The sequence below is a fragment of the Phytobacter sp. RSE-02 genome, assembly GCF_040578655.1.
Lineage (GTDB): Bacteria > Pseudomonadota > Gammaproteobacteria > Enterobacterales > Enterobacteriaceae > Phytobacter > Phytobacter diazotrophicus.
In genome coordinates this window covers 516,717-539,710 of record NZ_JBEULY010000002.1, presented here as the reverse complement: position 1 = coordinate 539,710, position 22,994 = coordinate 516,717, and the positions used below count along the sequence as shown (strand labels likewise).

Genomic DNA, 22,994 nt, shown 5'->3' with positions numbered 1-22,994 from the left:
GGGATTCCTTAGCGGCTCATCAGCACATCGGCGATGTGGAGTACACGAACGTTGTGGCCTTCGCGCTGCAAGCGTCCGCCAATATTAATCAGGCAACTGGCATCTGCGCCGATCACATAATCCGGCCTGGCTTCCATAAGATGCGCCACCTTTTCCTTCACCATCTCCCCGGAGATTTCGGCCATCTTGACCGAGAAGGTGCCGCCGAAACCGCAACAGGTTTCCTGAGCGGCAAAAGGGATGATTTCCAGTTCGCGAACGCTACGTAACAGGGTCAGAGGTTCATCGCGTACCCCAAGCTTGCGAAACAGACTGCACGAAGGATGATAGACAGCCCGCCCCGGCAGGCGCGCACCGACGTCCGTGACACCAAGCTGGTTTACGATAAACGAGGTCAGATCAACCATTCGGCTGGCAATTTTCGCCGCGCGCATTGCCCAGTCTGGTTCATCGCTCAGCCAGTCCTGATAGTGGCGAATCGCGTTCATACACGACCCGGCGGGTGAAATAATGGGATCGTCGTTGATCTCAAGGGCGGTAATCTGCGCTTTCATGCCCGGCAAGGCATCGGTAATGTAGCCGCTATTGATAGCTGGCTGACCACAGCACCCCTGATGTTCAGGAAACTGGACACGACACCCCAGTTGCTCAAGCAACAGAACACTGTTTCGGGCCATCCGTGATTTAAGCGCGTCGCCAATGCAGGTGACAAAGAAATTAACATTCATATTATTTTGCTTCCGGAAAATGTAATGACTCGCGTCTTTTTTAAATAAGACAGTCAGTGATGGTGTTGTTAGTCACCTTATTAAATTATGTATTTAGCGAGCTACGCGCAGCCCGCCGGAGACGCCACGGCTTAGTACCAGTTGCCAGAGTTGAATATTTCTGGCGCGAAATGCGCCCGCACAAGCGGTGAGGTAATAGTTGAACATACGCTGAAATTTCAGGGAGTAGTTTCCTGACAATTGCGGCCAGGCCTTATTGAAGCGACTATGCCATGCCATCAGGGTCTTATCATAATCAGCGCCGAAATTATGTAAGTCTTCTATGACGAAATAAGGTTCACAGGCCTGCGCGACTTGTTTTACGGAGGGCAGGCAGCCATTAGGGAAGATATATTTATTGATCCAGGCATCAACGTTATATTGGGTTTTATTCGAACCGATGGAATGCAGTAAAAAAAGACCATCAGGTTTCAGGCAGCGATCTACCGCCTTAAAATAGGTGGCGTAATTTTTCGGCCCTACGTGCTCGAACATGCCGACAGAAACGATACGATCGTACTGTTTATCCAGATCGCGGTAATCCTGGAGCAGGATGCGCACATCCTTTCCGGCACTGAGGCTCTCGGCGTAGGCTTTTTGCTCTGCGGAAATCGTAATGCCTTCCACCCGCACGCCATAGTGGTGCGCCGCATACTCTGCTAAACCGCCCCAGCCGCAGCCAATATCCAGCATTGTCATGCCGGGTTTAAGCTGTAATTTTTCGCAAATCAGTGCCAGCTTGTTTTCCTGGGCGACAAATAACTCATCGGCGTCTTTCCAGTAGCCGCAGGAGTATTGCATGTGGGTATCGAGCATGCGGCTAAACAGATCATTACCCAGATCGTAATGCACTTCGCCGACTTGCCAGGCGCGTTTGCGTGACTGTGGGTTAACAAGGCGGGCAAACGCGATACGCAGAAGATCGGAAAAACGGGCGGGGCGTTGTTCGTCCAGGTGGGCGCGGAGCAATTTATCAAAAAAGATATCAAGCCGTTTGCAGTCCCACCAGCCTTCCATATAACTTTCGCCAAGACCGAGCGAACCCTGCTGTAAAACGCGTTTAAAAAAACGGGTATCGTGTACCCGGATATCCCAGGGTTCAGCGCCATTAATTTCAATTCCCGCCTGTGATAGCAGTTCTTGCACAATGCGCAGCCAGTGGTTTGGTTTGCTGATCACATCAACGGTACATTCATTAGCCATCATCTCTCCTTTAACGTAGCGTGCAGCCAGCCAGAAAATATCCCTGTCACGCCAGTCAATGTTTGCGAAAAGGCTTATCCCTCAGGCAGATGGCTGGTAAATTATTCATGACGGGTGAACCAGATTTATGACCGCTTCATTATTCAGTAAACCCGCCTCGTCTGCGCTGTGCTATCAAGACAAACTTCATCGAATAGAGGCCAGGTGCTTATGTGCTCTACGTTAGTGTTACCGCCGAGTCAGCCGGTGAACGGCCAGCCCGCCCCGGTGCTGATGGCATTGCCGCGCGCGGTTTACTTTCGCAGCTACCCCTTGATGGGCGATACGGGCGTGGACATGCATGAGCACCCCTTCGCTGAATTCCTCTATGCGCGCAACGGCAGTATGCGTGTGGAAATCGAAGGCAAGACGCTGGTGGTTCCCGTTCTCTATGGCGTGTGGATCCCGGCTCATGTGCCGCATCGTATTCTTGCCACGAGCGACGTGCTGCTGGAAAGTCTCTATGTTGAAGCCGATTTCGCCACCATCGCTTTCAGTGGCAGCAAAGTGGTGGTGGTCAGCGATTTCGTGCGTGAGTTTATTCACTACGCGACACAAAATGTGCCGGAGCTGTATGACGATAAAGGGGAGGATGGGCAACTTGTGCAAGTGCTGATTTCGTTACTCAGACGGTTGCCGGATGCCGGTCTGGCCATATCCTGGCCGGGCTCACCTTTACTGATGAAGGTCTGCCGCCAGATCCAAAAAACACCGGGTGACGCGCACAGCATTGAGAAGTGGGCCTGCGATAGCGGCATGTCGGTGCGCACTTTTTCACGTCGCTTCAAAAAAGAGACCGGCGTGGCGTTCAGTGAATGGAAAAAACGCGTGCGCTTGCTGGAATCCGTTGTGATGCTCAAAAACAAGCGTAGCGTTACACAGGTTGCCCTTGACCTGGGCTATTCAAGCCCGGCCGCATTCACCTTTGCTTTTCGCGCCATGTTCGGCGTGCCGCCGACACGGTATTAGGTTGTTTACTGGGTAAACCGTCTGCACTCAGATTGCCCTTGTGTTTAAGTCCCTCAGAGAGCAGGGCACAACCGCGCTGCGTTTACTTTTCACTCAGCATCGACAAAAAACGTTTCACCGTTCGCGAGCGTTCGAAACGTCGCCAGCACAGCGCGATCTCGGTATAGAGCGTCGGTGAGATAAGCGGATGATGAGTAACATTCGGCGGAGAAATGACCACCATCGACTGCGGCACCAGGGCAAAACCGCTGCCTGCGGACACCATGCTGATGGACGACGAAAGCTGTGAGCACTGTAGCGCGTTTTGCATATCAATTCCGCAACGTGCGCAGCAGGAGTAAACGCGATCATATAAACACGGAGCAATCTCCTGTGGGAACAAAACCACTGGCGTATCCCGGAGCTGTTCAAGCGACAGCGAACCGCTTGCTGCGAGAGGGTGATCGCGATGCAGTACCACCACCATGGGTTCCCGGTCCAGTATCTTTAATTCGAACGCTTTACTGCTCTCACAAGGCAGCCGGACGAATGCAATGTCCAGTTCCCCCTCCGACAGCATCGTTGTAAGAGAAGACATGTTGGCTTCCAGTTGATGAATCTTCACCGCCATGTTCTGCAACTGAAAATGGCGAATAAGCGTGAAGATCATCGGATGAAAAGCGTCTGAGCTGGTAATCCCGATCGACAGATTGCCGTTGAGCCCACGAGCAATACCCCGAACTTTTTCGACTGCTATGTCGCTCAACGCCAGGATCTCACACGCGTCTTCATAGAAGGCTTTTCCCGCTTCGGTCAGCTCCACGCCACGCGTCAGGCGTCTGAACAGCGGTGTACCCACTTCCTCCTCAAGCCGCTTGATTTGCTGGCTCAGGGGAGGTTGCGAAATTCCCAGCGCTTTAGCCGCCTTAGTGAAATGTCTCTCGCGTGCAACCGTGACGAAATACCGCAGATAACGAAGTTCCATATCTAAAACGTCTCAAACCAGCATGGTTTCTATATTGGAACTCCCGGCTGAATCGGGTCAACATTTATTTAACCTTTCTAAAAAAAGTTGAAGAGGACGAGCATAATGATGCATTCATCGGCATGCGACTGTGAGGCCAGCCTGTGCGAGACCGTACGTGGGTTCTCTGCCCGGCACCCTGACAGCGTGATCTATCAGACATCGCTAATGAGCGCCCTGTTAAGCGGCGTATATGAGGGAAACACCACCATCGCCGATTTGCTGGCACAAGGTGATTTTGGTCTGGGCACCTTTAACGAACTGGACGGCGAACTGATTGCCTTTAGCAGCCAGGTGTACCAGTTACGCGCCGACGGTAGTGCCCGCGCCGCGAAACCAGAGCAGAAAACGCCGTTCGCCGTGATGACCTGGTTCCAGCCGCAGTATCGCAAAACCTTCGATACGCCGGTCAGCCGTCAGCAGATCCACGACGCGATCGACCAGCAAATCCCTTCCGATAACCTGTTCTGCGCGTTGCGTATTGATGGCAACTTCCGCCACGCCCACACTCGCACGGTTCCGCGCCAGAAGCCGCCTTACCGGGCGATGACCGACGTCCTGGACGACCAGCCGGTGTTCCGCTTTAACCAGCGCGAAGGGGTGCTGGTCGGCTTTCGCACGCCGCAACATATGCAGGGTATTAACGTGGCCGGTTATCACGAACATTTCATCACCGACGACCGTCAGGGTGGGGGGCACCTGCTCGACTATCAGTTGGAGAACGGCGTGCTCACCTTCGGTGAAATTCACAAGCTGATGATTGACCTGCCCGCCGACAGCGCGTTTTTACAGGCCAACCTTCACCCAGGCAATCTGGATGCGGCTATCCGTTCCGTTGAAAACTAACAGGAGAACCATCGTGAACAGTGATAAACAGGTTCGCCAGTGGGCGCACGGCGCCGATATGGTTGTCGGTCAACTGGAAGCGCAGGGCGTTAAACAGGTTTTTGGTATTCCGGGTGCGAAAATCGACAAAGTCTTTGATTCCCTGCTGGACTCCTCCATTGAGATCATCCCCGTACGCCATGAGGCGAACGCGGCGTTTATGGCGGCAGCGGTAGGACGGTTGACCGGCAAAGCCGGGGTAGCGCTGGTCACCTCCGGGCCGGGTTGTTCAAACCTGATCACCGGCATTGCTACCGCCAACAGCGAAGGCGACCCGGTTGTGGCGCTGGGCGGGGCGGTGAAGCGGGCGGATAAAGCGAAACTGGTGCATCAGAGCATGGATACCGTCGCGATGTTCAGCCCGGTCAGCAAATATGCCGTCGAGGTCAGTTCCCCGGACTCGATTGCCGAAGTTATCTCAAACGCGTTTCGTGCCGCCGAGCACGGCAGACCGGGGAGCGCGTTTGTCAGCCTGCCGCAGGATATTGTCGACCAGCCCGCCACTGGCACCATTTTGCCTGCCAGCGGCCCGGCGATGATGGGCCCGGCACCCGAATCGGTGATTAACGATGTGGTGAAGCTCATCGACAATGCCAAAAATCCGGTCATCCTGCTGGGTCTGATGGCGAGTCAGCCTGCCAACAGCACGGCGCTGCGTAAGCTGTTGGAGAAAAGCCGTATTCCGGTGACCAGCACCTACCAGGCCGCCGGGGCGGTAAACCAGGAACACTTCACCCGCTTCGCCGGGCGCGTCGGCCTCTTTAACAACCAGGCGGGCGACCGGCTCCTGCATCTGGCGGATCTGATTATCTGTATTGGCTACAGCCCGGTGGAGTATGAGCCGTCCATGTGGAACAGCGGGGATGCCACGCTGGTGCACATTGATGTGCTGCCCGCGTATGAAGAGCGTAGTTATGTGCCTGACATCGAACTGGTAGGGGATATCGCCGCCACGCTGAACCAGCTTGCCAGTCGGATTGACCACAAACTGGAGCTCAGCCAGCGCGCGTCAGAAATTCTGGTCGACCGCCAGCATCAGCGGGATCTGCTCGATCGCCGCGGCGCCTCGCTCAACCAGTTTGCCTTGCATCCGTTGCGTATCGTAAGAGCCATGCAGGACATCGTAAATAACGATGTGACGCTCACCGTGGACATGGGCAGCTTCCACATCTGGATCGCCCGTTATCTCTACAGCTTCCGGGCGCGTCAGTTGATGATCTCCAACGGTCAGCAGACCATGGGCGTCGCGCTGCCATGGGCGATTGGCGCCTGGCTGGTGAATCCGGGGCGCAAGGTGGTTTCCGTCTCCGGTGACGGCGGCTTCCTGCAATCAAGTATGGAGCTGGAAACCGCGGTGCGTCTTAACGCCAACGTGCTGCATATCATCTGGGTGGATAACGCCTACAACATGGTGGCCATTCAGGAAGAGAAAAAATACCAGCGACTTTCCGGCGTGGCGTTCGGCCCGGTCGATTTCAAAGTCTATGCCGACGCTTTTGGCGCGAAAGGTTTTGCCGTGGAGAGCGCCGATGCGCTTGAGCCCACACTTCGTGCGGCGATGGATGTCGATGGCCCGGCCGTGGTGGCCATTCCCGTTGACTATAGCGATAACCCGCTGCTGATGGGCCAGCTCCATCTCAGCCAGATTTTATGACTCACTATAAGGACAGAAAAATGAAAAAAGTTGCTCTTGTAACCGGCGCAGGCCAGGGGATTGGTAAAGCGATAGCGTTTCGTCTGGTAAAAGACGGCTTTGCTGTTGCCATTGCTGACTATAACGATGAGACGGCGAGCGCCGTTGCCGATGAAATCAACCGTAACGGCGGCAGTGCCATCGCCGTGAAGGTGGATGTCTCTGACCGCGATCAGGTGTTTGCGGCAGTCGAGAAAGCCCGCACAGCGCTGGGCGGTTTCCACGTTATCGTCAATAACGCCGGGGTTGCGCCCTCCACGCCCATCGAATCCATCACGTCGGAGATTATTGATAAGGTTTATAACATTAACGTGAAAGGGGTGATCTGGGGGATTCAGGCGGCGATTGAGGCGTTTCGCAAAGAGGAGCACGGCGGCAAGATCATTAACGCCTGCTCTCAGGCGGGTCACACCGGTAATCCGGATCTGGCCGTCTACAGTTCCAGTAAGTTCGCGGTTCGCGGTTTAACCCAGACGGCCGCACGGGATCTTGCTCCGCTTGGGATCACCGTTAACGCTTACTGCCCGGGTATCGTTAAAACGCCGATGTGGGCGGAGATTGACCGCCAGGTGTCTGAGGCTGCGGGCAAACCGCTCGGTTACGGTACCGAAACCTTTGCCAAACGCATTACGCTTGGCCGCTTGTCCGAACCGGAAGATGTTGCCGCCTGCGTCTCGTACCTTGCCGGGCCGGATTCCGATTATATGACCGGCCAGTCTCTGCTCATCGATGGTGGGATGGTGTTCAATTAAATTAGACGATACCCGTCATGCTTCACGTTGCCTGTGCGCTCGGCTGGTCACGTACTTACCTACGTTATTCAGACTCGCGGCGTTCATGTAACACGAATTATTAAGATATAAGCTCTGACATGAGTTTTCCCCTGCACCCGTGCAGGGGCTTTTTTTGCAATAAAATAGGGGGGCAGACACAATGCAGGCGTGGCGTGCATGGTTATTGCGACTAAACCCGTAGATTTGTCGCCTTTGAACGAGGCACTGTAGGCCATATGTGAAATGCAGCACGGGCATGTGGCAGATAATCACTTTCATTCGAATGGCTGGCACGCCCGTGAATGATAAAGTCATTATCAGCGTGCTTACGGGCCGCTTTCCAGGCGTTTTAAACAGAGCGTACTGGTTTAGAGATATTGGGTCCCCTTCGCTGCGGCTTCCGCAGCACAAAATCCGCGAGCTGTAATGTCAAAAAGAAACTCAATATCCGTTTGCTCAATATTCATCTTTTGACGGAACAACGCCTCAGTGTATGCGACACGCCATGTATTCATAATAATGGTGGCGAGCAGATGCGCCGTAGGGTCTGTCTCTGGCTGCCCGGCATCTGACGCCAACATTTTTCCAAGTTGTTTGCAAATAATATCAAATTGCATAATGCCAAAGGTGCTCAGCGTTGTGCTGTCCGCAACAACCTGCCAAAATTTAACGACATTCTGGTTAATCATAAAAACTTTATGTTTTTGTTCAAGCAATTCAGCCGTCAGCCCCTTCAATTTGGCGAGCGGGGACCGCTCGTTACGGCTCTTAAGGCTTTCCTCCAGTAATTCCGTTATCTCGCCCATGCGGTCAAATAGCAGTTCTTCCTTACGCACAAAATAGTTAGACACTGTCATCTTCGATACATTTGCCGCCTGCGCAATATCACTAATGGTCACGTTATCAAAACCATATTGGATAAAAAGCTGAGTGGCTTCATTGGAAATGTGTTGCCGGGTAAGTCTCTTCTTCTGTTCTCTCAGTCCTTCCGGTTTGTTTGTCTTCATTATTTTCCTCTCTCACCGATCAGCGGACAAATTCCCCTTGATCTTTTATTTGTTATAAATTTATACTCGATACAACTTTTTATCAAGTAAAACTAATGGTCGAAATCAATTATGGACAACATCATAAACCCAGGTTGTCGGGTTAACTCACTGTTTTCTTTCACATCCATCTATCTGGAAAACCGGGTCGATACACATCGGAGACTACCATGCTATTGATAACATCAGCGATCACGCCTGCCTCTGTAGCACAGGGGAACGGTGAACATGCCAGCACAGGTGGTGTGGGCCAAAAACGGGGCATTTTACGTATGGCCTTTCTTGCCTTTATTGTTTTTGCTGGCATTTGTACCTGGTGGATAGTCAACGGTTGGTACATCGAAGAAACCGATGACGCTTTTATCAAAGCGGACAGTGTCTCCATTTCATCAAAAATCGGCGGATATGTTGAGGAAGTCCTGGTGACGGATAATCAAAGAGTACATAAGGGAGAGCCACTGCTTCGTCTTGATAGTCGCCATAGTCACGCAGCGATCGATAAAAAAGTAGCTGATATCGCCAGGTTTGAAGCGGACAAAGCACAAGTGCAGGCGCAAATCGCGCAACTGGAAGCGCAGCTCATCCAGGCCGATGTGCAGCAACAAGCCGCTCGCCTGGCCGCGCAACATGCAGAAAATGAATGGGCCCGCTATCAACCACTGGTAAAGACAGGGGCGACCACACCACAGCAACTTGCCGACAGGGATAACGCCCGTCAACAAGCCTGGGCGCAATTACATGCCCTGGAAGCCGGAGTAAAAGCTGCCCGGGCAAAAATTGTCGAGTGTCACGCCGAAGAACAAGGATATGAGGCCCAGTTGCAGGGCGCTAAAGCCGACCTGCAAAGTAGCAACCTGGATTTAGAAGATACCGTTTTGCAAAGTATGCAGGATGGAATGGTGGGAGATGTGGGGGTCAGAGCAGGCCAGTACATCCAGGCAGGTTCACATTTAATGTCGATAGTGCCAACCAAAAGCATGTACGTTATTGCCAACTTTAAAGAGACCCAGGTTGGTCGCATGCAGCCCAATCAACCCGTACGTTTACATATAGATGCTTTCCCCGGAAAAACTTTTGCAGGCCATATTGAAAGTCTTGCGCCTGCAACCGGATCGGAATTCGCATTATTGCCACCGGAAAATGCGACCGGCAATTTCACGAAGGTTGTGCAGCGGGTTCCGGTTCGAATTCGTTTCGATAATCAAGACATGCCATCAACGGTGATTGCAGGCCTGTCAGTAAGAGTTGAAGTTGATACACGCCAGGAACCTCAACATCATGGCTGAGCAAATCAAACCCAAAAATAACGCAACACTGACGGACTGGATCGCTGTTGCAGCAGGCGCGGCCGGTGCCCTTATGGCGACACTCGATGTCTCGATTACTAACTCGGCCTTACCGCAAATTCAGGGCGCAGTAGGTGCTACGGGAACAGAAGGAACCTGGATTACCACCGGCTATATGATGTCCGAAATTGTGATGATACCGCTGGTGGCATGGCTGACAAAATGGCTTGGGCTACGTAACTTGCTGGTTATGAATGCAACACTGTTTATTGTTTTCTCTTTTTTGTGTGGCTTTTCCTCCAGTTTGCCGTTTTTGATTGCGGCCCGCGTGGGGCAGGGGTTCTGTGGCGGAGCCATGATCCCTACCGCGCAATCGATCGTCCGAACGCGTTTACCGTTACATCAGCTTCCGGTCGGGATGACTGCATTTGGCCTGACAGTCATTATGGGGCCATTGTTGGGGCCTGTTGTGGGGGGCTGGCTTACCGAAAATGCAAACTGGTCATGGTGTTTTTTTATTAATGGGCCAATCTGTCTCGTCATGTTAGTCATGCTGCTTTGCGGGTTACCTGCAGAGAAAATTAAATCGCACGAGTTTGTTAAAGCGGATTGGTTAGGAATCGCGGGTCTGGCGCTAGGCCTCAGTACATTGATAGCGATTCTGGAAGAAGGACAGCGAGAAAACTGGTTTGAATCAACAATGATTTGCAGGCTTAGCGTGATTTCGGTGACAGGCTTGTTGATGATTATCATGTCGCAAATATATGTTGAAAAACCCGTGTTAAATCTCAGGTTATTTAGAAATAAAAGTTTCTCCTCAGTCACCATCATTATATTCGTTACCGGGATTGTGCTTTATGGCATTGCCTACCTGGTGCCGCAATTCCTTTCACATATCGCAGGTTATAATGCTGAGCAATCCGGTGGCGTATTATTGCTTGCCGGGATACCCGCCTTATTATTAATGTATATTTTGCCCCGTCTGGTGACGAAAGTGGATATCAGGCTGATCGTTATTCCTGGCCTGGTGCTTTTTGCAATAAGTTGCTTTATGGATACATCGCTTAGCATACAAAGCTCAGGAGATAGTTTTGTCTTTTCACAACTGGTTCGCGGCACCGCGCAAATGCTCTGTATGATGCCACTAAACCAGGCGGCAATGGCAGCGGTGACGAAAGAAGAGTCGGGTGATGCCGCTGGTTTATATAATATGGCGCGTAACTTAGGTGGGGCAATAGGTCTTGCGCTGATAGGGACATTTTTAGATAGAAGAGAAGTCTTCCATAATACTGTACTCAGAGAATCTGTACATGCCAGTTCTCCGGTGGCTCAGTCTAAGTTCGAGGCGCTTGCAGGAGCCTCCGTTGGCGGGGATAGCCACGTAATATCGGCGGCTCAACTGGTAAAAATGATCGCGCAGCAGTCGTCTGTATTGGCCTATAATGAAACATACTTTGTGTTGATGGTGTCGATTTTGTTGTGCATACCGATGGCGTTTTTGTTAAAACGGCCGCAGAAAAAGTAATCGCCACTCTATTGTCATTATTATCTTGTTTTATCGCTTAAGTATCTTTGAGACTATCCTGGCAAAATATTTTGTCTAATGTTATCGGTTGAAACTATAAATTTAACGCCAGGCTTATGTGCTTTTATCATCCGCTCGCACACTATTTCCATGGAAGGAGATAGCTTTCTTGTCTTTGCCAGAAGAACCAGTAACCAGCATTCCCGGTTGAGAGGTAGAGTACTTAATTTTTATTATTTCGACGAATTACGCAGAATATCCGTTATCCGTATCATTGCTTCAAGGTCTTCTTCGCTTAGCCATTTTGCAAAATGTTCATAAATCCCGTTTTGATGCACGGGCTGGGCTACGGAGAGCTGAAGACGACCTTTATCTGTCATGCTGATAAATGAACTATTCCCACCCTCGCTTTTTTTCTCGATTAATCCTCGTGTTTCCATGCGGGACAATTGATGAGACAAACGTGTCTTATCCCATTCAAGAAAAGTTTGTATATCGCACTGGCGCTGTTGTTTATCGCCATTCATGCTGAGTTGCATCAGGATCGTAAAATCAGCGGATGATAATCCCGTTTTTTGTGTTATTTCGCGGCCTATACGAGAGGCAATCACTTCGCCCATTCGGCGAAACCCCCGCCACGCATTCATTTCACTTTGGGTCAGATCTTCTTTTTTCATAGGGTAGCCATTATTAAACAAAGTTGACATATCAACTTTGCCATTGTAAAGGTTGATATGTCAACTTAAACCATCACCAGGATGTACCTGGTCACCATAACGTCGAAGGATTTATGGTTCGACCATGCTCACGTTGCCTTGAGTAACGGGAGAGCCTGCGTCCGTCCAGGACCTTACTCTCTTAATCATTGACTATTTATTTGCCTGATTTTAATGAATAAAGAGGAACACAGTATGACCGAATCGCATGAAATCGCCATTGTCGGTGGGGGCATTGGTGGACTGACACTGGCTCGCATTCTTCAACAAAACGGCTTAGACGCTGTGGTCTTTGAACGGGATGCATCACGCTATGCACGTGACCAGGGAGGGACACTGGATATACACGCTGATTCAGGGCAGGTTGCGATAAAAGCGGCGGGTTTAGAAGAAAAGTTTCACGCCCTTGCAAGGCCGGAAGGGCAGCAAATGCGCATTGTGGATAAAACGGGTCACTGTTTTTGGGAGGAATCGGTTGCGGAAGATAATTTTGATCGTCCGGAAATAGACCGCAAGCAACTGCGGGATCTGTTGATTGATTCTCTGGAGCCAGACCGCATACGCTGGGATCATCGTCTTGTCAGTACGCAACCTGCGGCAAAGGGTAGCCATTCGCTCTTTTTTGAAAATGGTATGCAGGTCCGGGCAAATGTTCTTATCGGCGCGGATGGCGCGGGTTCACGGATCCGCCCGTTATTGACCTCTGAGGAGCCTTTCTATTCAGGTGTAAGCTTTATAGAAACAGAAATACTGAATCCAGACAGTGCATACCCGATTATTTCTGCAATGGTGGGTAAGGGGAGTTTTATGGCGCTTTCTGATAATAAAGGGCTGATTGCGCAGCGTAATGGCGATAATAAAATCCGTCTGTATATCGCTTTACGATTACCCGAAAATAGCGATCAAAGAAATGTCCAGTCACTCTGCCCGACAGAAACACGTGAGGCGCTGGAAACCCTCTTCGTTGACTGGGCCCCTGCGCTGAGAAATTTCATTCATGCGAGTGAAGGGGCATTTTTACTACGCCCCATTAATATGCTTCCTGTAGGGATCCAATGGGAAAATAATGCCAATATTACACTGCTGGGGGATGCTGCACATCTTATGTCACCCTTTGCGGGTGCTGGCGCCAATCTGGCTATGCTCGATGCGTCAGAACTGGCCTGCGAGTTAGTGTCGGGTAACAATCCTGCTGAGGCTATTAAGCGCTATGAGGCAAGAATGTTCGCGCGTGCACGATCCGCAGCACAAGAAAGCGCACGTAATCTTGAACTTAGCATTGCGATGAACGGCGCGGAAAATATGGCAAAATTAATCAATTCATATTTACCCGGCTGTCAGGACTCACCTGGTTTTCTGTGTGGCGGTTTCTGAATTAAATTAAAGTTTTTTGTTGCGCTAATTTAATTAGCGCTTCTTCAGGAGTCCCATATCCAAAGACAATGTCAATGTCTGGAATATATGTCAGGATTCAGACGGTTATTTAATCCTCTGTCTGACCTGACGTTAAACTTCGATTACCCGGATGCCAATTTTTTGTGCCATTTTTATACACTCCGCTGTGTCCTCTCCGCCAGGAAAGGCCAGCAGTACGTCAGGGCGACTGTCTTCCAACATAAACAGATTACGCCTGGTTTCCGCATATTTTCCATGTAGCATCCAGTTTGCCGGGTAGCGAATAACATGAACATCGGTCTCGCGTGCCCAGGTTTCAATGATGCTGCCCAGTGCCTGGTGACCTCCGTGGATAAGCACCTCTATCGTCTGCGTTCGGGCATATAAATCCAGTACGCGAGTGAGGGTATGGATGTCGGCATAAAACCGACCTGAGCAGATTAAAACTCTCACTATTTTCTTCCTTACGTTGTTTTCCTTGAGAAGGCGGTTATGTACACCATAGCGGCCCTGTTCTACAGGGCCGGAGGCGTTTTAATAAACTGTGGGGACTCATCACCAAGGCGCTCAATGACCGGATATGCGACGGCGGCGATGTGGTGATGCACGCGGCGGTAATCCCGTAACACGCGCTGGAAGATATCGCCGGATTCCGCCCAGGCATTTTTATCCTCACGCAGCTTTTTGAAATGCTCGCGGCTGGCGGCAGCCTCGAGCTGACGAACGGTTTCCTTACGCTGCACCAACTCATAGGCGGCCGATAAGTCTTCACGCATAAATGCAGCTATACCGAGGCGCAAACTGGTAAGGATCTCTTCGTGAAACAGGCGGATATTGTGTAACTCAAAATAACTAAACACCTCCCCACGGCGTGCGCGGCGAGTTGCCAGTTGGGCCAGGTTGCTGGAAAGAATATCTCCCGCATGCTCAACATTGATAATGAACATCAGTATCTCCTGCGCACGGTCGGCATCTGCATCATTCAGTCCATCCTGACCAATATCAGCGAGGTAGGCGCGAACCGCCGCGCTGAGCAGATCGACCGATTGATCAAGCTGATGGATATCCTCGGTAGCCTGTTTCTCCTGTGTCACGAACAGTATCAGCAGGCGGTCCAGCATGGTCGTTAGCATATCTGCAGCCCGCAGTGACTCACGAACCGAGTTAGACAGGCCTATATAGGCGACCTCCAGTCCTGCGGCGTCCAGATACATCGGCATGCCAGGGTCGTCAGGATGCTCTTTCTCCGGGAAAATTCGCTCCAGGATGTGGGCCATTTGTGCAGTCAGGCCAATAAAAAGCAGTGCGAGCATGGCGTTAAAGGCCGTGTGAAACCAGACCACCAGTTGCGGTGTGCTCAGTCCGGATTCATGTACATAATCAGTGAGCAGTGGCAGCAGCAGTAATGTCAGAGCACATCCAGACAGGCGAATGATCAGGTTGCCAATCGGCAGACGACGCGCCACGCCAGAACCTGCGTTCAGAATCGGTGGCAGCGCATTACCTATGTTTGCTCCAAGCACTAACACCATTGCTGTCGCTGGTGTCATCGCGCCGGTGGTGGCAAGAGATGCTATCAATAACACAATGGCTACGCTGGAGTGGCAAATCAGTGTCAGGAGCGCGGCGACCAGCAGAGCGATAAAAATATCTCCTTGCAGCCCCTGCATGACGGCATGGAAAACCGGTGTGACTTCAATTTCTGCCAAAGCACCACCAAGCAGATGCAGGGCAAGCAGCATCAAACCAAGCCCAATTAGCGCGCAACCCACGCTCTCGAAGTTGGAGTGGTCGCGCAGTTTAAAGACCACAAACCCGATCAACAGCAGCAATGGAATAGCGATTTCAGTGTTAAAACTCATCACTTGCACGACGAGCGTGGAGCCAATGTTGGCGCCCAGCATCACGGCAAGGGCGGGGGCCAGACCGAGCGTTCCGGCGGCGGTAAATGATGTGGCCATCATACTTACCGCGGTGCTGCTTTGCAGAATACCGGTAATGCCAATGCCTGATAGCAGGGCGGTGAAGCGGTTAGTGAGGTGGCGCCCCATCCAGTTGCGCAGCGGCGTGCCAAAGCCACGCTGAAGTGCTGTAGCGATCATATGGCTGCCCCAGAGCAGCAAAGTAATGGCACCAGCCAGGTTAATTAACAGCGTCGTTCCGGACATCATTAACTTTCCTTCTTATTGACGGGTGTAGTAACAAAGCGCAGTAGCCTTATCGAAAAACGATTCAGGGTACTGGCGAAAGTGAGTAACAATTTTGTGTGTCGATAGCTAATTCTCCCCCCGGCGTACCATGCCAAAGCATGTATTCGCGAAGTGCGGGTTATTTTCATTAAAAATAAGGTCACCAATACAATGGTCTTATTTTTAATCAGGAAAATAAGGGAAGGTTGTTTTTGCATAATGCTTTCCAGCTTGTGTTGCCTGCCTGAAAAGTGCCGCCGAAGCGGCACGGTACGACTCTGGTTAACGCAGCGTCAGTGCCACTGTTTAAAGCGACGCATGTAGATCACTTTCATGCCCTGCGCCACGCAGCAGTAGGCAAGCAGGGTGCCTGCCAGCCATGGGAAGTATTGCCATGGTAGCGCCTGGAGCCCAACCAGTGGCCCGAGCGGAGAGAAGGGCACATAAATACCAATCGCCATAACTAATCCGGTCATCATCATCACCGGCCAGGCAGCGGTGCTTTGAATAAACGGTATTTTCTGGGTGCGCAGCATATGGACAACCAGTGTCTGTGACAGCAATCCTTCAATAAACCAGCCAGACTGGAACAGGGTCTGCATATGCTCACTGTTGGCGCTGAACACAAACCACATCAGGGCGAACGTGGTCATGTCAAAAATGGACGATGTCGGACCAATCCAGACCATAAAGCGTCCAATGTTTTTTGCATCCCACTTGCGCGGCTTGCTCAGGAACTCTTTGTCTGTTTTGTCCCACGGCAGCGCAAGTTGGGAGATGTCGTACATCAGATTTTGCAGCAGCAATTGAATTGCAAGCATGGGCAAAAAAGGTATAAATGCGCTGGCGACGAGTACCGAGAACACGTTGCCGAAGTTAGAGCTGGCGGTCATGTTCAGATACTTCATGATATTACCAAAGGTCTCCCGGCCTTTAATTACGCCTTCTTCCAGTACCATCAGGCTCTTTTCAAGCAGGATGATATCGGCGGACTCTTTGGCGATATCGGTGCCGCTGTCGACCGAGATGCCTACATCGGCATCGCGCAGGGCGGGAGCATCGTTAATACCATCGCCAAGGAAGCCGACGGTATGGCCATTGGCCTGCAAGGCTTTTAGTACCCGTGATTTCTGCAGCGGTGTCAATTTGGCAAACACGGTGCGCTCTTCCACCAGTTGCTGGAGAGACGCATCGTTAAGTTGTTCAATCTGCGTGCCGAGTACCGGCTCACCGGGCTCCAGTCCAACCTGGCGACAAATGCGCGTGGTGACGATAGCGTTGTCGCCAGTCAGTACTTTTACCGCTACACCAATGTCCATCAGTGCCGTGATAGCAGGGCCCGCGCTCTCCTTCGGTGGATCGAGGAAGGTGAGGAAGCCACGGATGATCAGGTCGTGCTCATCCTCAGTACTGTACTGTTTTTTCGCCTCGCCATGAGGTATGTCGCGCGTGGCCACAACGAGTACGCGGAAGCCGTCTTTGTTGTAGTCGTTTGCCATCGCAAGCATCTTGTCACGGCGCTGGATATCCAGTGCCACAACCTTGCCGTTTTCTTCCATGTGCGTGGCGATGCTCATCATCTCTTCTACTGCGCCTTTGCATACCAGCAGATGATTGCCCCGGCTGTCCTTCACCACTATTGAAAGGCGGCGGCGAACAAAATCAAACGGCATTTCATCGACCTTACTGTAACCTTGAGGTTTGACGAAATCCGGCTCATTTTCAGAGAAGTAAATCACCGCCTGATCCATCAGGTTCTTGATGCCGCTTTGATGGTGGCTATTGAGCCAGGCCAGCGCCAGCACAGACTCGTTTTTCTGACCGTGCGTGTCGACGTGATGTTCGAGGATGATTTTGTCCTGCGTCAGCGTACCGGTTTTGTCGGTACATAACACATCCATGGCCCCCAGGTTCTGGATAGCATTAAGACGCTTCACGACCACTTTGCGTTTCGCCATGGCCACCGCGCCTTTTGCGAGGTTTGCACTGACGATCATCGGCAGCATTTCCGGCGTCAGGCCAACAGCGACAGCCAGAGCAAACAGCAGAGCATCCCACCATTCGCCTTTCAGCAGGCCGTTAATCAGGAACACCACCGGCACCATCACCAGCATAAAGCGGATCAGTAACCAACTGACGCTGTTAACCCCGCGGTCAAACGCCGTTTTCGCCCGGGTACCGACAATAGCTTTTGCCAGCGAACCGAAATAGGTTCGTGGCCCGGTAGAAACCACCACCGCCTGCGCGGTTCCGCTAACCACATTGGTCCCCATAAAGCAGATATTAGGGATATCCAGAAGATTTTCAGTTTCGCGCGCTTCGTCATGCGCAGACTTTTGTGCAACGGCGCCGAGGGTATCGTACTTCTCAATCGGCAACGCTTCACCAGTCAGGACAGCCTGGCTGATAAACAGGTCGCGTGATTCAATCAGGCGAATATCCGCCGGGATCATATCCCCCGCATAAAGCTGCACAATATCGCCCACGACCAATTCACGCATCGGGATCTCACGGGGCGTACCTTTTTGCCCCGCGTGATCGCGACGCACTACCGTTGCGGTTGTGCGCACCATCGCTTTCAGCGCTTCGGCAGATTTCGCTGAGCGGTGTTCCTGCCAGAAGCGCACCAGGCCGCTGAGGGCTACCATAGTGCCGATGATGATAACGGTGGTGAGGTCACCTTCCTCGCCATGGCTGGTTGGCAACCAGTAATCGGTAAAGAAGCTGATCCCTGCCAGAATAGCCAGCACGTAGATAAACGGGTTATTGAACGCCATCAGCAGTTGGATCAGCGCATGAGGCGGCTTGTCGTGAGCGACTTCGTTCATGCCATCCCGCGCCAGGCGGGCACTGGCTTCGATTTCCTGTAGCCCTTCCCGGGTGGTGTTGAGGTTGACCAGGGTTTGCGCAATGCCATTTTTGGCTTCCTGGGCGGTACGCAGAGAAGGCATGTTTTTTTTATTACGGTTCTTGGTTTGTACTGTCATGGTGGTGCTCCTGTCGCCGGACGGCAGCAAGCTTTTTACGGTGAATGCCGGATTATGGGCAGCCGGAAATAGCCCGATGGCGCATAAGCGATCGGTTTTAAATTAATTTCGCACAGGGCTTCCCTCTATTTATTTTCATAAATAAACAGATGAGAAATTTATTTTTCTTTTAGCTGGACGTGATTATTCGCGCTGATGTTTCTGTTTGCACACATCAGGGAATAAACAGGTACCAATAGCAATGCAACTCGGCATGACACTCGGGCACAGGCCGCGGCATAGCGCACCGATACCCTGAACAGCATCATGGCTGAATCAGGCGATGAAGGGTCTACTTTGTGGGTCTTCGCTTTCAGAAAAGCTGGAACGACGCTCCAACTGACCGGTGACAGGACTGACACGCCAGTTAGTGATGCGTTTGTTCAACTCACTGATTTTCGCAGAGAAAATTGAGCTGGATGTTTTTTTACGTGCAGACGCCACCCTGTCGTGGGGCGTTCGGACACGCAGTGTTGATGTCACGGTTTTGACATCGGGTAAAAGGGTAGATTTGAAGTTCATAACACACCTCGGGACCGTGACGACTCTGGTCGAGGTTGCACAACGCAAGAGCCTCAGGCTCCGGCGAGACACACCAAAACGAAGAAGTGATCACAATCGATTTCATGTTTACTTACCCGAACAGCCACGGTGGCATTATTCGGGCAGCGACTAAATTCAGTATCCATTTGTCTCTTATGTCAGGTTAGGAAAGGCCTCAACTTAGGCACGTGGAATCTACCCAGAGCAAATATTATTGTCAACCCACCAATAGAAATTAAATTCCCTCGTTTATATTCTGTATAGAAATATTCATGTTCAGGATATTGATGGCGCATAGCAGGTGCGACTGCGACCAATAGTCTCCTTGCTTTTTGGGCCGCATCTCGCGTTGGTGCCCTGGTGAGGTTCAGATCGACCAACCGCCATCTCTTTTTGCTGGGGCATGTATATCACTTTAAAAAATATAAACAAAATATCTTAGGTTACATTTTTATGACGAAAGACTTTTCCAGGTGATCCCGAAAAACTGTTGACAAACTCAACGGCAAAGATAAATTTGAGCAACTGCTCTAATTTTACGTAATCCTTTGAGGTAGCGTAAAAGTCATTCTCAGGGATTAATATAAACACGCTATGGCCAGGGGAGATCCGCCATGTCACATTTTTTCCAGACAACGAAGTTAAAGAAAACAGATAGGTTAACCGTGGCGTTTGCTTTTGCTATTCTCACCGCCCCGACCTTAGCAAATGCTGCTACGTCAAAGAGTTATAATGTCGCCGTTTATCGGGGCCAGGCGGGATGTCCGGGGTGTTCCGAAATGGTTGTTAAATCTCTTATTGGCACTGGTTTGCCACTGCATATTTCTTATGTGGGTGAAAAAGAAAAGTTAAAACTCAATGAGCAAACGCTAAAAAAGTTTGATATCTATATTCAGCCTGGCGGCGGTCAGGATATACCTGGTTCTTATGAGGTTATTGGCGATGAAGGTGCTGAGGCTATTCGTCAATTCGTGAAAAATGGCAAAGATTTTATTGGTATTTGCATGGGGGCCTACCTTGCTGATAAAGACTGGATAGGGCTCATTGACGCTCCTCTTGAGTCAGAAGTGGGAAGACCTGATTCACGCGCGAGGGATGAGGGAGATTACACCTTGCAAATCAAATGGAATAATAAGCAAGAAGCTTTTTATTTCCAGGATGGCCCCTATCTCAACAACACCACCTCAGGCAATGGGTTCCAGCCGATCGCGTATTACGAGAATGGAGATATAGCCATCGCCAGTTATAAATATGGCAAAGGAAATGTCATATTATCAGGGCCGCACCCCGAAGCCGATGAGACCTGGATAGACACTACCGCTGCAGGTAATACCACAGCGGGAAGTAAGATGCAGCGAATTCTTGGCTATTTTGGTATAAAAAAGAACTAATTTCTACAGCACGTTTTCATATGTGCTCAGGAGAATTTTCCAAGGATTTTAAAAGAAAGTTCAGATATTTCATCAAGAAAATTACTTCTCTTTTTCTCTGAATAGTCGAGGATCAGCATACTGGAATATCCATCTATTAATGCATTTATTTGTCTGGCTGATACAGAGGCGTTTACCGAAAGGAATTCGCCTTCATCAAGGCCATAGCCGATGATTTCTTCAAGGATATTGATCCATTGAAGAGACTGATTATGCACCAGGTTGGCATAATCAGCATCACGCGCAGCCATCGGCCAGAGTTCAAGGTAGAGCAGCCAGTGTGCTGAGGGGGCGTCAGGTAATAGCGTACTGATATAGAGCTTAACTCTGTCGGTAGCGCTCATCCCTGGCGAGGCTTTCAGGGTTTCCTTGCACTCTTGTATATCACCGTCAAACATATATTCAACAGCCGCTTTTTTTAACGTTTCCCAGTCGCGGTAATAATGATAAATGTGGCTTCTGGAAATATTAAGTTTTTGTGTTAAATCACGCGTGGAAACATTGCTGAATCCTTTTTCTCTGAAAAGCTGTAGAGCGGCTATCTTTATCAGTTCGGAAAAATTTGCCGTTTTCAAGATTTAACCTTTTTCAACGCATAAAATGAAATTATAACATAAGTGCTATAATCCTGCACGCTTTCAAGCGCTTAACTGCTGTGTGCCACAGCGCGAACGAGCGATATATATTTTATTTGATTACCACAGAGTCGATTGAAAACAAAAGACATATCTTGTTTTTAAATATCGTAGCCCTGGGTGCTACGCCATTTTTCCCATTTCATCCTGAGGCTTTTTTTATCAATGCCAATTTTTTCGTTGAGCACAACAATATTCAACATGCGGTCAGCACGGAAATGGCGGAAGACTGGTTTCTCCTCACACCATGCGATGAGCAAGCAATGCGTCAGGTCATATCCTAATATGATCGGCCAAATAATCCTTTTCGATATCGTGCCATCTGCGGCACGGTACTCCAGAAAAATTTTCCGGCTATCGCGTATCGCCGCCCGGATTAGGCGAGTGTCTACTTTCTCGATGCCAGAGTTTTCGGGTTTTACGGCAACGGCTGCGTCATTTAAAAAACGCATCAACTTGTCAGGAATCACCGAAGCTATTTTAGACAGGACATCATTTGCATTGTTAGCAAGGGTGGCATCCGGCAGGTGTTTCACTAATTCAACCCCCAAAAAGACCGCCTCTAGTTCTTCTGCGGTAAACATTAAAGGGGGCATATCGTAATCTGAGCTCAGTATGTATCCTGTTCCCGCTTCTCCCTCTATAGGAACCCGTTGCCCGGCCAGGTCGGCAATATCCCGATAAATCGTGCGCTTAGATACCTCAAGTTCTTCTGCCAGCCTTGCAGCAGTAACCGGAAGCTTTTTCCTGCGAAGTATTTGGATTATCTGGAAAAGCCTGTCCGCACGTCTCATTTGTTTTTTCCTGTTGCCACCACGGTGTCAGTAGAGATGAATGATGATACCTCCTGATGCTGTTCCTGCCGCAACCTGGAGAATATTGTATGAAATTAGTTTCTACCCGACTCATTGTGCAAGACATCAAGACAGTTGTTGAGTTTTATGAACTCATTACAGGTTTTAGCGCTGACTGGCTTGCCCCGGTTTTTGCCGAAATTGTAACCCCAGGGGCCGTAATAGCCATTGGAAGCGAAGAAACGGTGGCATTGTTTAAGGAAGGGTGCGCAAAACCAGCCGCGAACCAATCCGCAATCCTTGAGTTTCTGGTAGAAGATGTAGACCATCAATTTAACAGATTAAAAGAATACGGTGTGGCGTTTGTCCATGAGCCAAAGGATATGCCCTGGGGGAACAGGACACTACAATTCCGCGACCCGGAGGGCACCCTCGTGTCATTCTTCACACCTGTAACGGATAGCGCCAGACAGCGATTTAATCGGTAATTGTGGTCATAATTCCCTTAAGGCGCGACAAAAAGAAAATCCACGCGATGGCGTGGATTTTGTTAGAGGGTAGTTGGGCCAGGTATGAGCGGATTTACCCCTTGTTTCGGTGACAGTCGGGCCAGCATAAGAATTAAGTAATGGGTCACCGCAGTCCCTGATTTTCTAAAGCTATTAATCATATCGTTATGTTTTTAAATGCTTTTGTTTGTGTTGTTTAATCCATTAGTTTAGAGACTTGTCTGCGAATTAATGAATAAGTGGTGGCGATTGCCCGTGGGCTTGCCGCTAAACCAGAGATATTGCTGCTGGATGAGCCTTTCGGTGCGCTGGACGCCTTAAAACGTCAGCAATTGCAGGACATGCTGGTGACGATTCGCCAGCAAACTTCGTTGAGTATTCTGCTGGTGACCCACGATGTAGAGGAGGCTATTTACCTTGCAGATCGTGTAGTCGTCATGTCGCCGCATCCAGGACGAATTCGTACCACACTGCCCATTACCTTGTCGTGGCCACGCAGCCGCACCGATAGCGCACTGCAACGACAGCGCCAACAGCTATGCGATTTGCTGTAACGGGAAGAGCAGGA

General features: G+C 50.5%; 20 protein-coding genes and 1 pseudogene. 10 read left to right on the top strand and 11 right to left on the bottom strand.

Going from position 1 to position 22,994, the window contains the following annotated elements; translation table 11 throughout:
* Nucleotides 1-8 precede the first annotated feature (8 nt).
* Together ABU190_RS06155 and cfa are read right to left on the bottom strand one after the other, a co-directional pair.
* The gene (locus ABU190_RS06155; protein WP_354690717.1) at nucleotides 9-728 is read right to left on the bottom strand and encodes a (Fe-S)-binding protein; all 720 of its coding nucleotides are present in this window, start codon (nucleotides 726-728) and stop codon (nucleotides 9-11) included.
* A gap of 93 nt (nucleotides 729-821) precedes the next feature.
* The gene (gene cfa / locus ABU190_RS06150; protein ID WP_354690813.1) at nucleotides 822-1,970 is read right to left on the bottom strand and encodes a cyclopropane fatty acyl phospholipid synthase; all 1,149 of its coding nucleotides are present in this window, start codon (nucleotides 1,968-1,970) and stop codon (nucleotides 822-824) included.
* Between the two features lie 210 nt (nucleotides 1,971-2,180).
* Between cfa and ABU190_RS06145 the strand changes: the two genes are divergently transcribed.
* Nucleotides 2,181-2,978 (top strand): helix-turn-helix transcriptional regulator, encoded by a 798-nt coding sequence (locus tag ABU190_RS06145; protein WP_039079249.1) that lies wholly within the window; start codon nucleotides 2,181-2,183, stop codon nucleotides 2,976-2,978.
* Between the two features lie 82 nt (nucleotides 2,979-3,060).
* On the opposite strand, the gene ABU190_RS06140 is transcribed toward ABU190_RS06145, so the two are convergent.
* Nucleotides 3,061-3,942 carry a LysR family transcriptional regulator gene (locus ABU190_RS06140; protein ID WP_354690716.1) on the bottom strand — a complete coding sequence of 294 codons (882 nt, stop codon included), beginning with the start codon at nucleotides 3,940-3,942 and terminating at the stop codon, nucleotides 3,061-3,063.
* Between the two features lie 105 nt (nucleotides 3,943-4,047).
* Between ABU190_RS06140 and budA the strand changes: the two genes are divergently transcribed.
* The 3 genes from budA to ABU190_RS06125 are packed head-to-tail and all read left to right on the top strand — an operon-like array spanning nucleotide 4,048 to nucleotide 7,311.
* The gene (gene budA, locus ABU190_RS06135) at nucleotides 4,048-4,827 is read left to right on the top strand and encodes an acetolactate decarboxylase (protein WP_169039450.1); all 780 of its coding nucleotides are present in this window, start codon (nucleotides 4,048-4,050) and stop codon (nucleotides 4,825-4,827) included.
* A complete protein-coding gene (alsS, locus tag ABU190_RS06130; RefSeq protein WP_354690715.1) occupies nucleotides 4,799-6,520 on the top strand; it encodes an acetolactate synthase AlsS in 1,722 nt (573 codons plus the stop codon). The genes budA and alsS overlap by 29 nt, the downstream gene beginning before the upstream one ends.
* A 20-nt stretch (nucleotides 6,521-6,540) precedes the next feature.
* Nucleotides 6,541-7,311, top strand: a complete 771-nt coding sequence (locus ABU190_RS06125) for a (S)-acetoin forming diacetyl reductase (RefSeq protein WP_354690714.1) — start codon at nucleotides 6,541-6,543, stop codon at nucleotides 7,309-7,311.
* 389 nt (nucleotides 7,312-7,700) lie between these two features.
* Here ABU190_RS06125 and ABU190_RS06120 read toward each other — a convergent pair whose 3' ends face one another.
* A complete protein-coding gene (locus ABU190_RS06120; protein WP_354690713.1) occupies nucleotides 7,701-8,339 on the bottom strand; it encodes a TetR/AcrR family transcriptional regulator in 639 nt (212 codons plus the stop codon).
* Between the two features lie 209 nt (nucleotides 8,340-8,548).
* Between ABU190_RS06120 and ABU190_RS06115 the strand changes: the two genes are divergently transcribed.
* On the top strand, nucleotides 8,549-9,664 hold the full coding sequence (locus ABU190_RS06115) for an HlyD family secretion protein (protein ID WP_354690712.1): 1,116 nt from the start codon (nucleotides 8,549-8,551) through the stop codon (nucleotides 9,662-9,664).
* Nucleotides 9,657-11,189, top strand: a complete 1,533-nt coding sequence (locus tag ABU190_RS06110) for a DHA2 family efflux MFS transporter permease subunit (protein WP_354690711.1) — start codon at nucleotides 9,657-9,659, stop codon at nucleotides 11,187-11,189. The genes ABU190_RS06115 and ABU190_RS06110 overlap by 8 nt, the downstream gene beginning before the upstream one ends.
* A gap of 233 nt (nucleotides 11,190-11,422) precedes the next feature.
* On the opposite strand, the gene ABU190_RS06105 is transcribed toward ABU190_RS06110, so the two are convergent.
* Nucleotides 11,423-11,866, bottom strand: coding sequence for a MarR family winged helix-turn-helix transcriptional regulator (locus ABU190_RS06105; RefSeq protein ID WP_354690710.1), 444 nt, complete (start codon nucleotides 11,864-11,866; stop codon nucleotides 11,423-11,425).
* Between the two features lie 213 nt (nucleotides 11,867-12,079).
* On the opposite strand from ABU190_RS06105, the gene ABU190_RS06100 reads away from it, so the two are divergent.
* A complete protein-coding gene (locus tag ABU190_RS06100; protein WP_354690709.1) occupies nucleotides 12,080-13,279 on the top strand; it encodes an NAD(P)/FAD-dependent oxidoreductase in 1,200 nt (399 codons plus the stop codon).
* A 132-nt stretch (nucleotides 13,280-13,411) separates the two neighbouring features.
* Here ABU190_RS06100 and ABU190_RS06095 read toward each other — a convergent pair whose 3' ends face one another.
* The 4 genes from ABU190_RS06095 to ABU190_RS06080 form a co-directional block, all read right to left on the bottom strand.
* On the bottom strand, nucleotides 13,412-13,753 hold the full coding sequence (locus ABU190_RS06095; RefSeq protein ID WP_354690708.1) for a DUF2493 domain-containing protein: 342 nt from the start codon (nucleotides 13,751-13,753) through the stop codon (nucleotides 13,412-13,414).
* Nucleotides 13,754-13,815: 62 nt separating this feature from the next.
* Entirely contained in the window at nucleotides 13,816-15,468 is a 1,653-nt protein-coding gene (locus tag ABU190_RS06090; protein WP_354690812.1) for a Na/Pi cotransporter family protein, read from the bottom strand.
* A gap of 314 nt (nucleotides 15,469-15,782) precedes the next feature.
* Nucleotides 15,783-18,476 (bottom strand): magnesium-translocating P-type ATPase, encoded by a 2,694-nt coding sequence (gene mgtA, locus ABU190_RS06085; RefSeq protein ID WP_354690707.1) that lies wholly within the window; start codon nucleotides 18,474-18,476, stop codon nucleotides 15,783-15,785.
* A 315-nt stretch (nucleotides 18,477-18,791) separates the two neighbouring features.
* Complete coding sequence (locus tag ABU190_RS06080; protein WP_354690706.1) at nucleotides 18,792-19,037, bottom strand: hypothetical protein; 246 nt, start codon at nucleotides 19,035-19,037, stop codon at nucleotides 18,792-18,794.
* Between the two features lie 635 nt (nucleotides 19,038-19,672).
* Here ABU190_RS06080 and ABU190_RS06075 point away from each other — a divergent pair.
* Nucleotides 19,673-20,449 (top strand): BPL-N domain-containing protein, encoded by a 777-nt coding sequence (locus ABU190_RS06075; RefSeq protein WP_354690705.1) that lies wholly within the window; start codon nucleotides 19,673-19,675, stop codon nucleotides 20,447-20,449.
* A gap of 26 nt (nucleotides 20,450-20,475) precedes the next feature.
* Here ABU190_RS06075 and ABU190_RS06070 read toward each other — a convergent pair whose 3' ends face one another.
* On the bottom strand, nucleotides 20,476-21,063 hold the full coding sequence (locus ABU190_RS06070) for a TetR/AcrR family transcriptional regulator (RefSeq protein WP_296432968.1): 588 nt from the start codon (nucleotides 21,061-21,063) through the stop codon (nucleotides 20,476-20,478).
* Between the two features lie 161 nt (nucleotides 21,064-21,224).
* On the bottom strand, nucleotides 21,225-21,917 hold the full coding sequence (locus ABU190_RS06065; RefSeq protein ID WP_354690704.1) for a YafY family protein: 693 nt from the start codon (nucleotides 21,915-21,917) through the stop codon (nucleotides 21,225-21,227).
* 89 nt (nucleotides 21,918-22,006) lie between these two features.
* Between ABU190_RS06065 and ABU190_RS06060 the strand changes: the two genes are divergently transcribed.
* Complete coding sequence (locus ABU190_RS06060; protein WP_354690703.1) at nucleotides 22,007-22,405, top strand: VOC family protein; 399 nt, start codon at nucleotides 22,007-22,009, stop codon at nucleotides 22,403-22,405.
* Between the two features lie 263 nt (nucleotides 22,406-22,668).
* Nucleotides 22,669-22,980, top strand: a pseudogene (locus ABU190_RS06055) (ABC transporter ATP-binding protein); the annotation flags it as partial.
* Nucleotides 22,981-22,994: the final 14 nt, after the last annotated feature.

What these genes read in the sequence shown, in the direction of transcription:
- ABU190_RS06120 (WP_354690713.1), bottom strand. Translation starts at nt 8,339, where the DNA reads ATGAAGACAAACAAACCGGAAGGACTGAGAGAACAGAAGAAGAGACTT.
- ABU190_RS06065 (WP_354690704.1), bottom strand. Translation starts at nt 21,917, where the DNA reads ATGAGACGTGCGGACAGGCTTTTCCAGATAATCCAAATACTTCGCAGG.
- ABU190_RS06090 (WP_354690812.1), bottom strand. Translation starts at nt 15,468, where the DNA reads ATGTCCGGAACGACGCTGTTAATTAACCTGGCTGGTGCCATTACTTTG.
- alsS (WP_354690715.1), top strand. Translation starts at nt 4,799, where the DNA reads ATGCGGCTATCCGTTCCGTTGAAAACTAACAGGAGAACCATCGTGAAC.
- ABU190_RS06155 (WP_354690717.1), bottom strand. Translation starts at nt 728, where the DNA reads ATGAATGTTAATTTCTTTGTCACCTGCATTGGCGACGCGCTTAAATCA.
- cfa (WP_354690813.1), bottom strand. Translation starts at nt 1,970, where the DNA reads ATGGCTAATGAATGTACCGTTGATGTGATCAGCAAACCAAACCACTGG.
- ABU190_RS06075 (WP_354690705.1), top strand. Translation starts at nt 19,673, where the DNA reads ATGTCACATTTTTTCCAGACAACGAAGTTAAAGAAAACAGATAGGTTA.
- ABU190_RS06145 (WP_039079249.1), top strand. Translation starts at nt 2,181, where the DNA reads ATGTGCTCTACGTTAGTGTTACCGCCGAGTCAGCCGGTGAACGGCCAG.
- mgtA (WP_354690707.1), bottom strand. Translation starts at nt 18,476, where the DNA reads ATGACAGTACAAACCAAGAACCGTAATAAAAAAAACATGCCTTCTCTG.
- ABU190_RS06100 (WP_354690709.1), top strand. Translation starts at nt 12,080, where the DNA reads ATGAATAAAGAGGAACACAGTATGACCGAATCGCATGAAATCGCCATT.
- ABU190_RS06140 (WP_354690716.1), bottom strand. Translation starts at nt 3,942, where the DNA reads ATGGAACTTCGTTATCTGCGGTATTTCGTCACGGTTGCACGCGAGAGA.
- ABU190_RS06125 (WP_354690714.1), top strand. Translation starts at nt 6,541, where the DNA reads ATGAAAAAAGTTGCTCTTGTAACCGGCGCAGGCCAGGGGATTGGTAAA.
- ABU190_RS06110 (WP_354690711.1), top strand. Translation starts at nt 9,657, where the DNA reads ATGGCTGAGCAAATCAAACCCAAAAATAACGCAACACTGACGGACTGG.
- ABU190_RS06105 (WP_354690710.1), bottom strand. Translation starts at nt 11,866, where the DNA reads ATGAAAAAAGAAGATCTGACCCAAAGTGAAATGAATGCGTGGCGGGGG.
- ABU190_RS06060 (WP_354690703.1), top strand. Translation starts at nt 22,007, where the DNA reads ATGAAATTAGTTTCTACCCGACTCATTGTGCAAGACATCAAGACAGTT.
- ABU190_RS06080 (WP_354690706.1), bottom strand. Translation starts at nt 19,037, where the DNA reads ATGAACTTCAAATCTACCCTTTTACCCGATGTCAAAACCGTGACATCA.
- budA (WP_169039450.1), top strand. Translation starts at nt 4,048, where the DNA reads ATGATGCATTCATCGGCATGCGACTGTGAGGCCAGCCTGTGCGAGACC.
- ABU190_RS06115 (WP_354690712.1), top strand. Translation starts at nt 8,549, where the DNA reads ATGCTATTGATAACATCAGCGATCACGCCTGCCTCTGTAGCACAGGGG.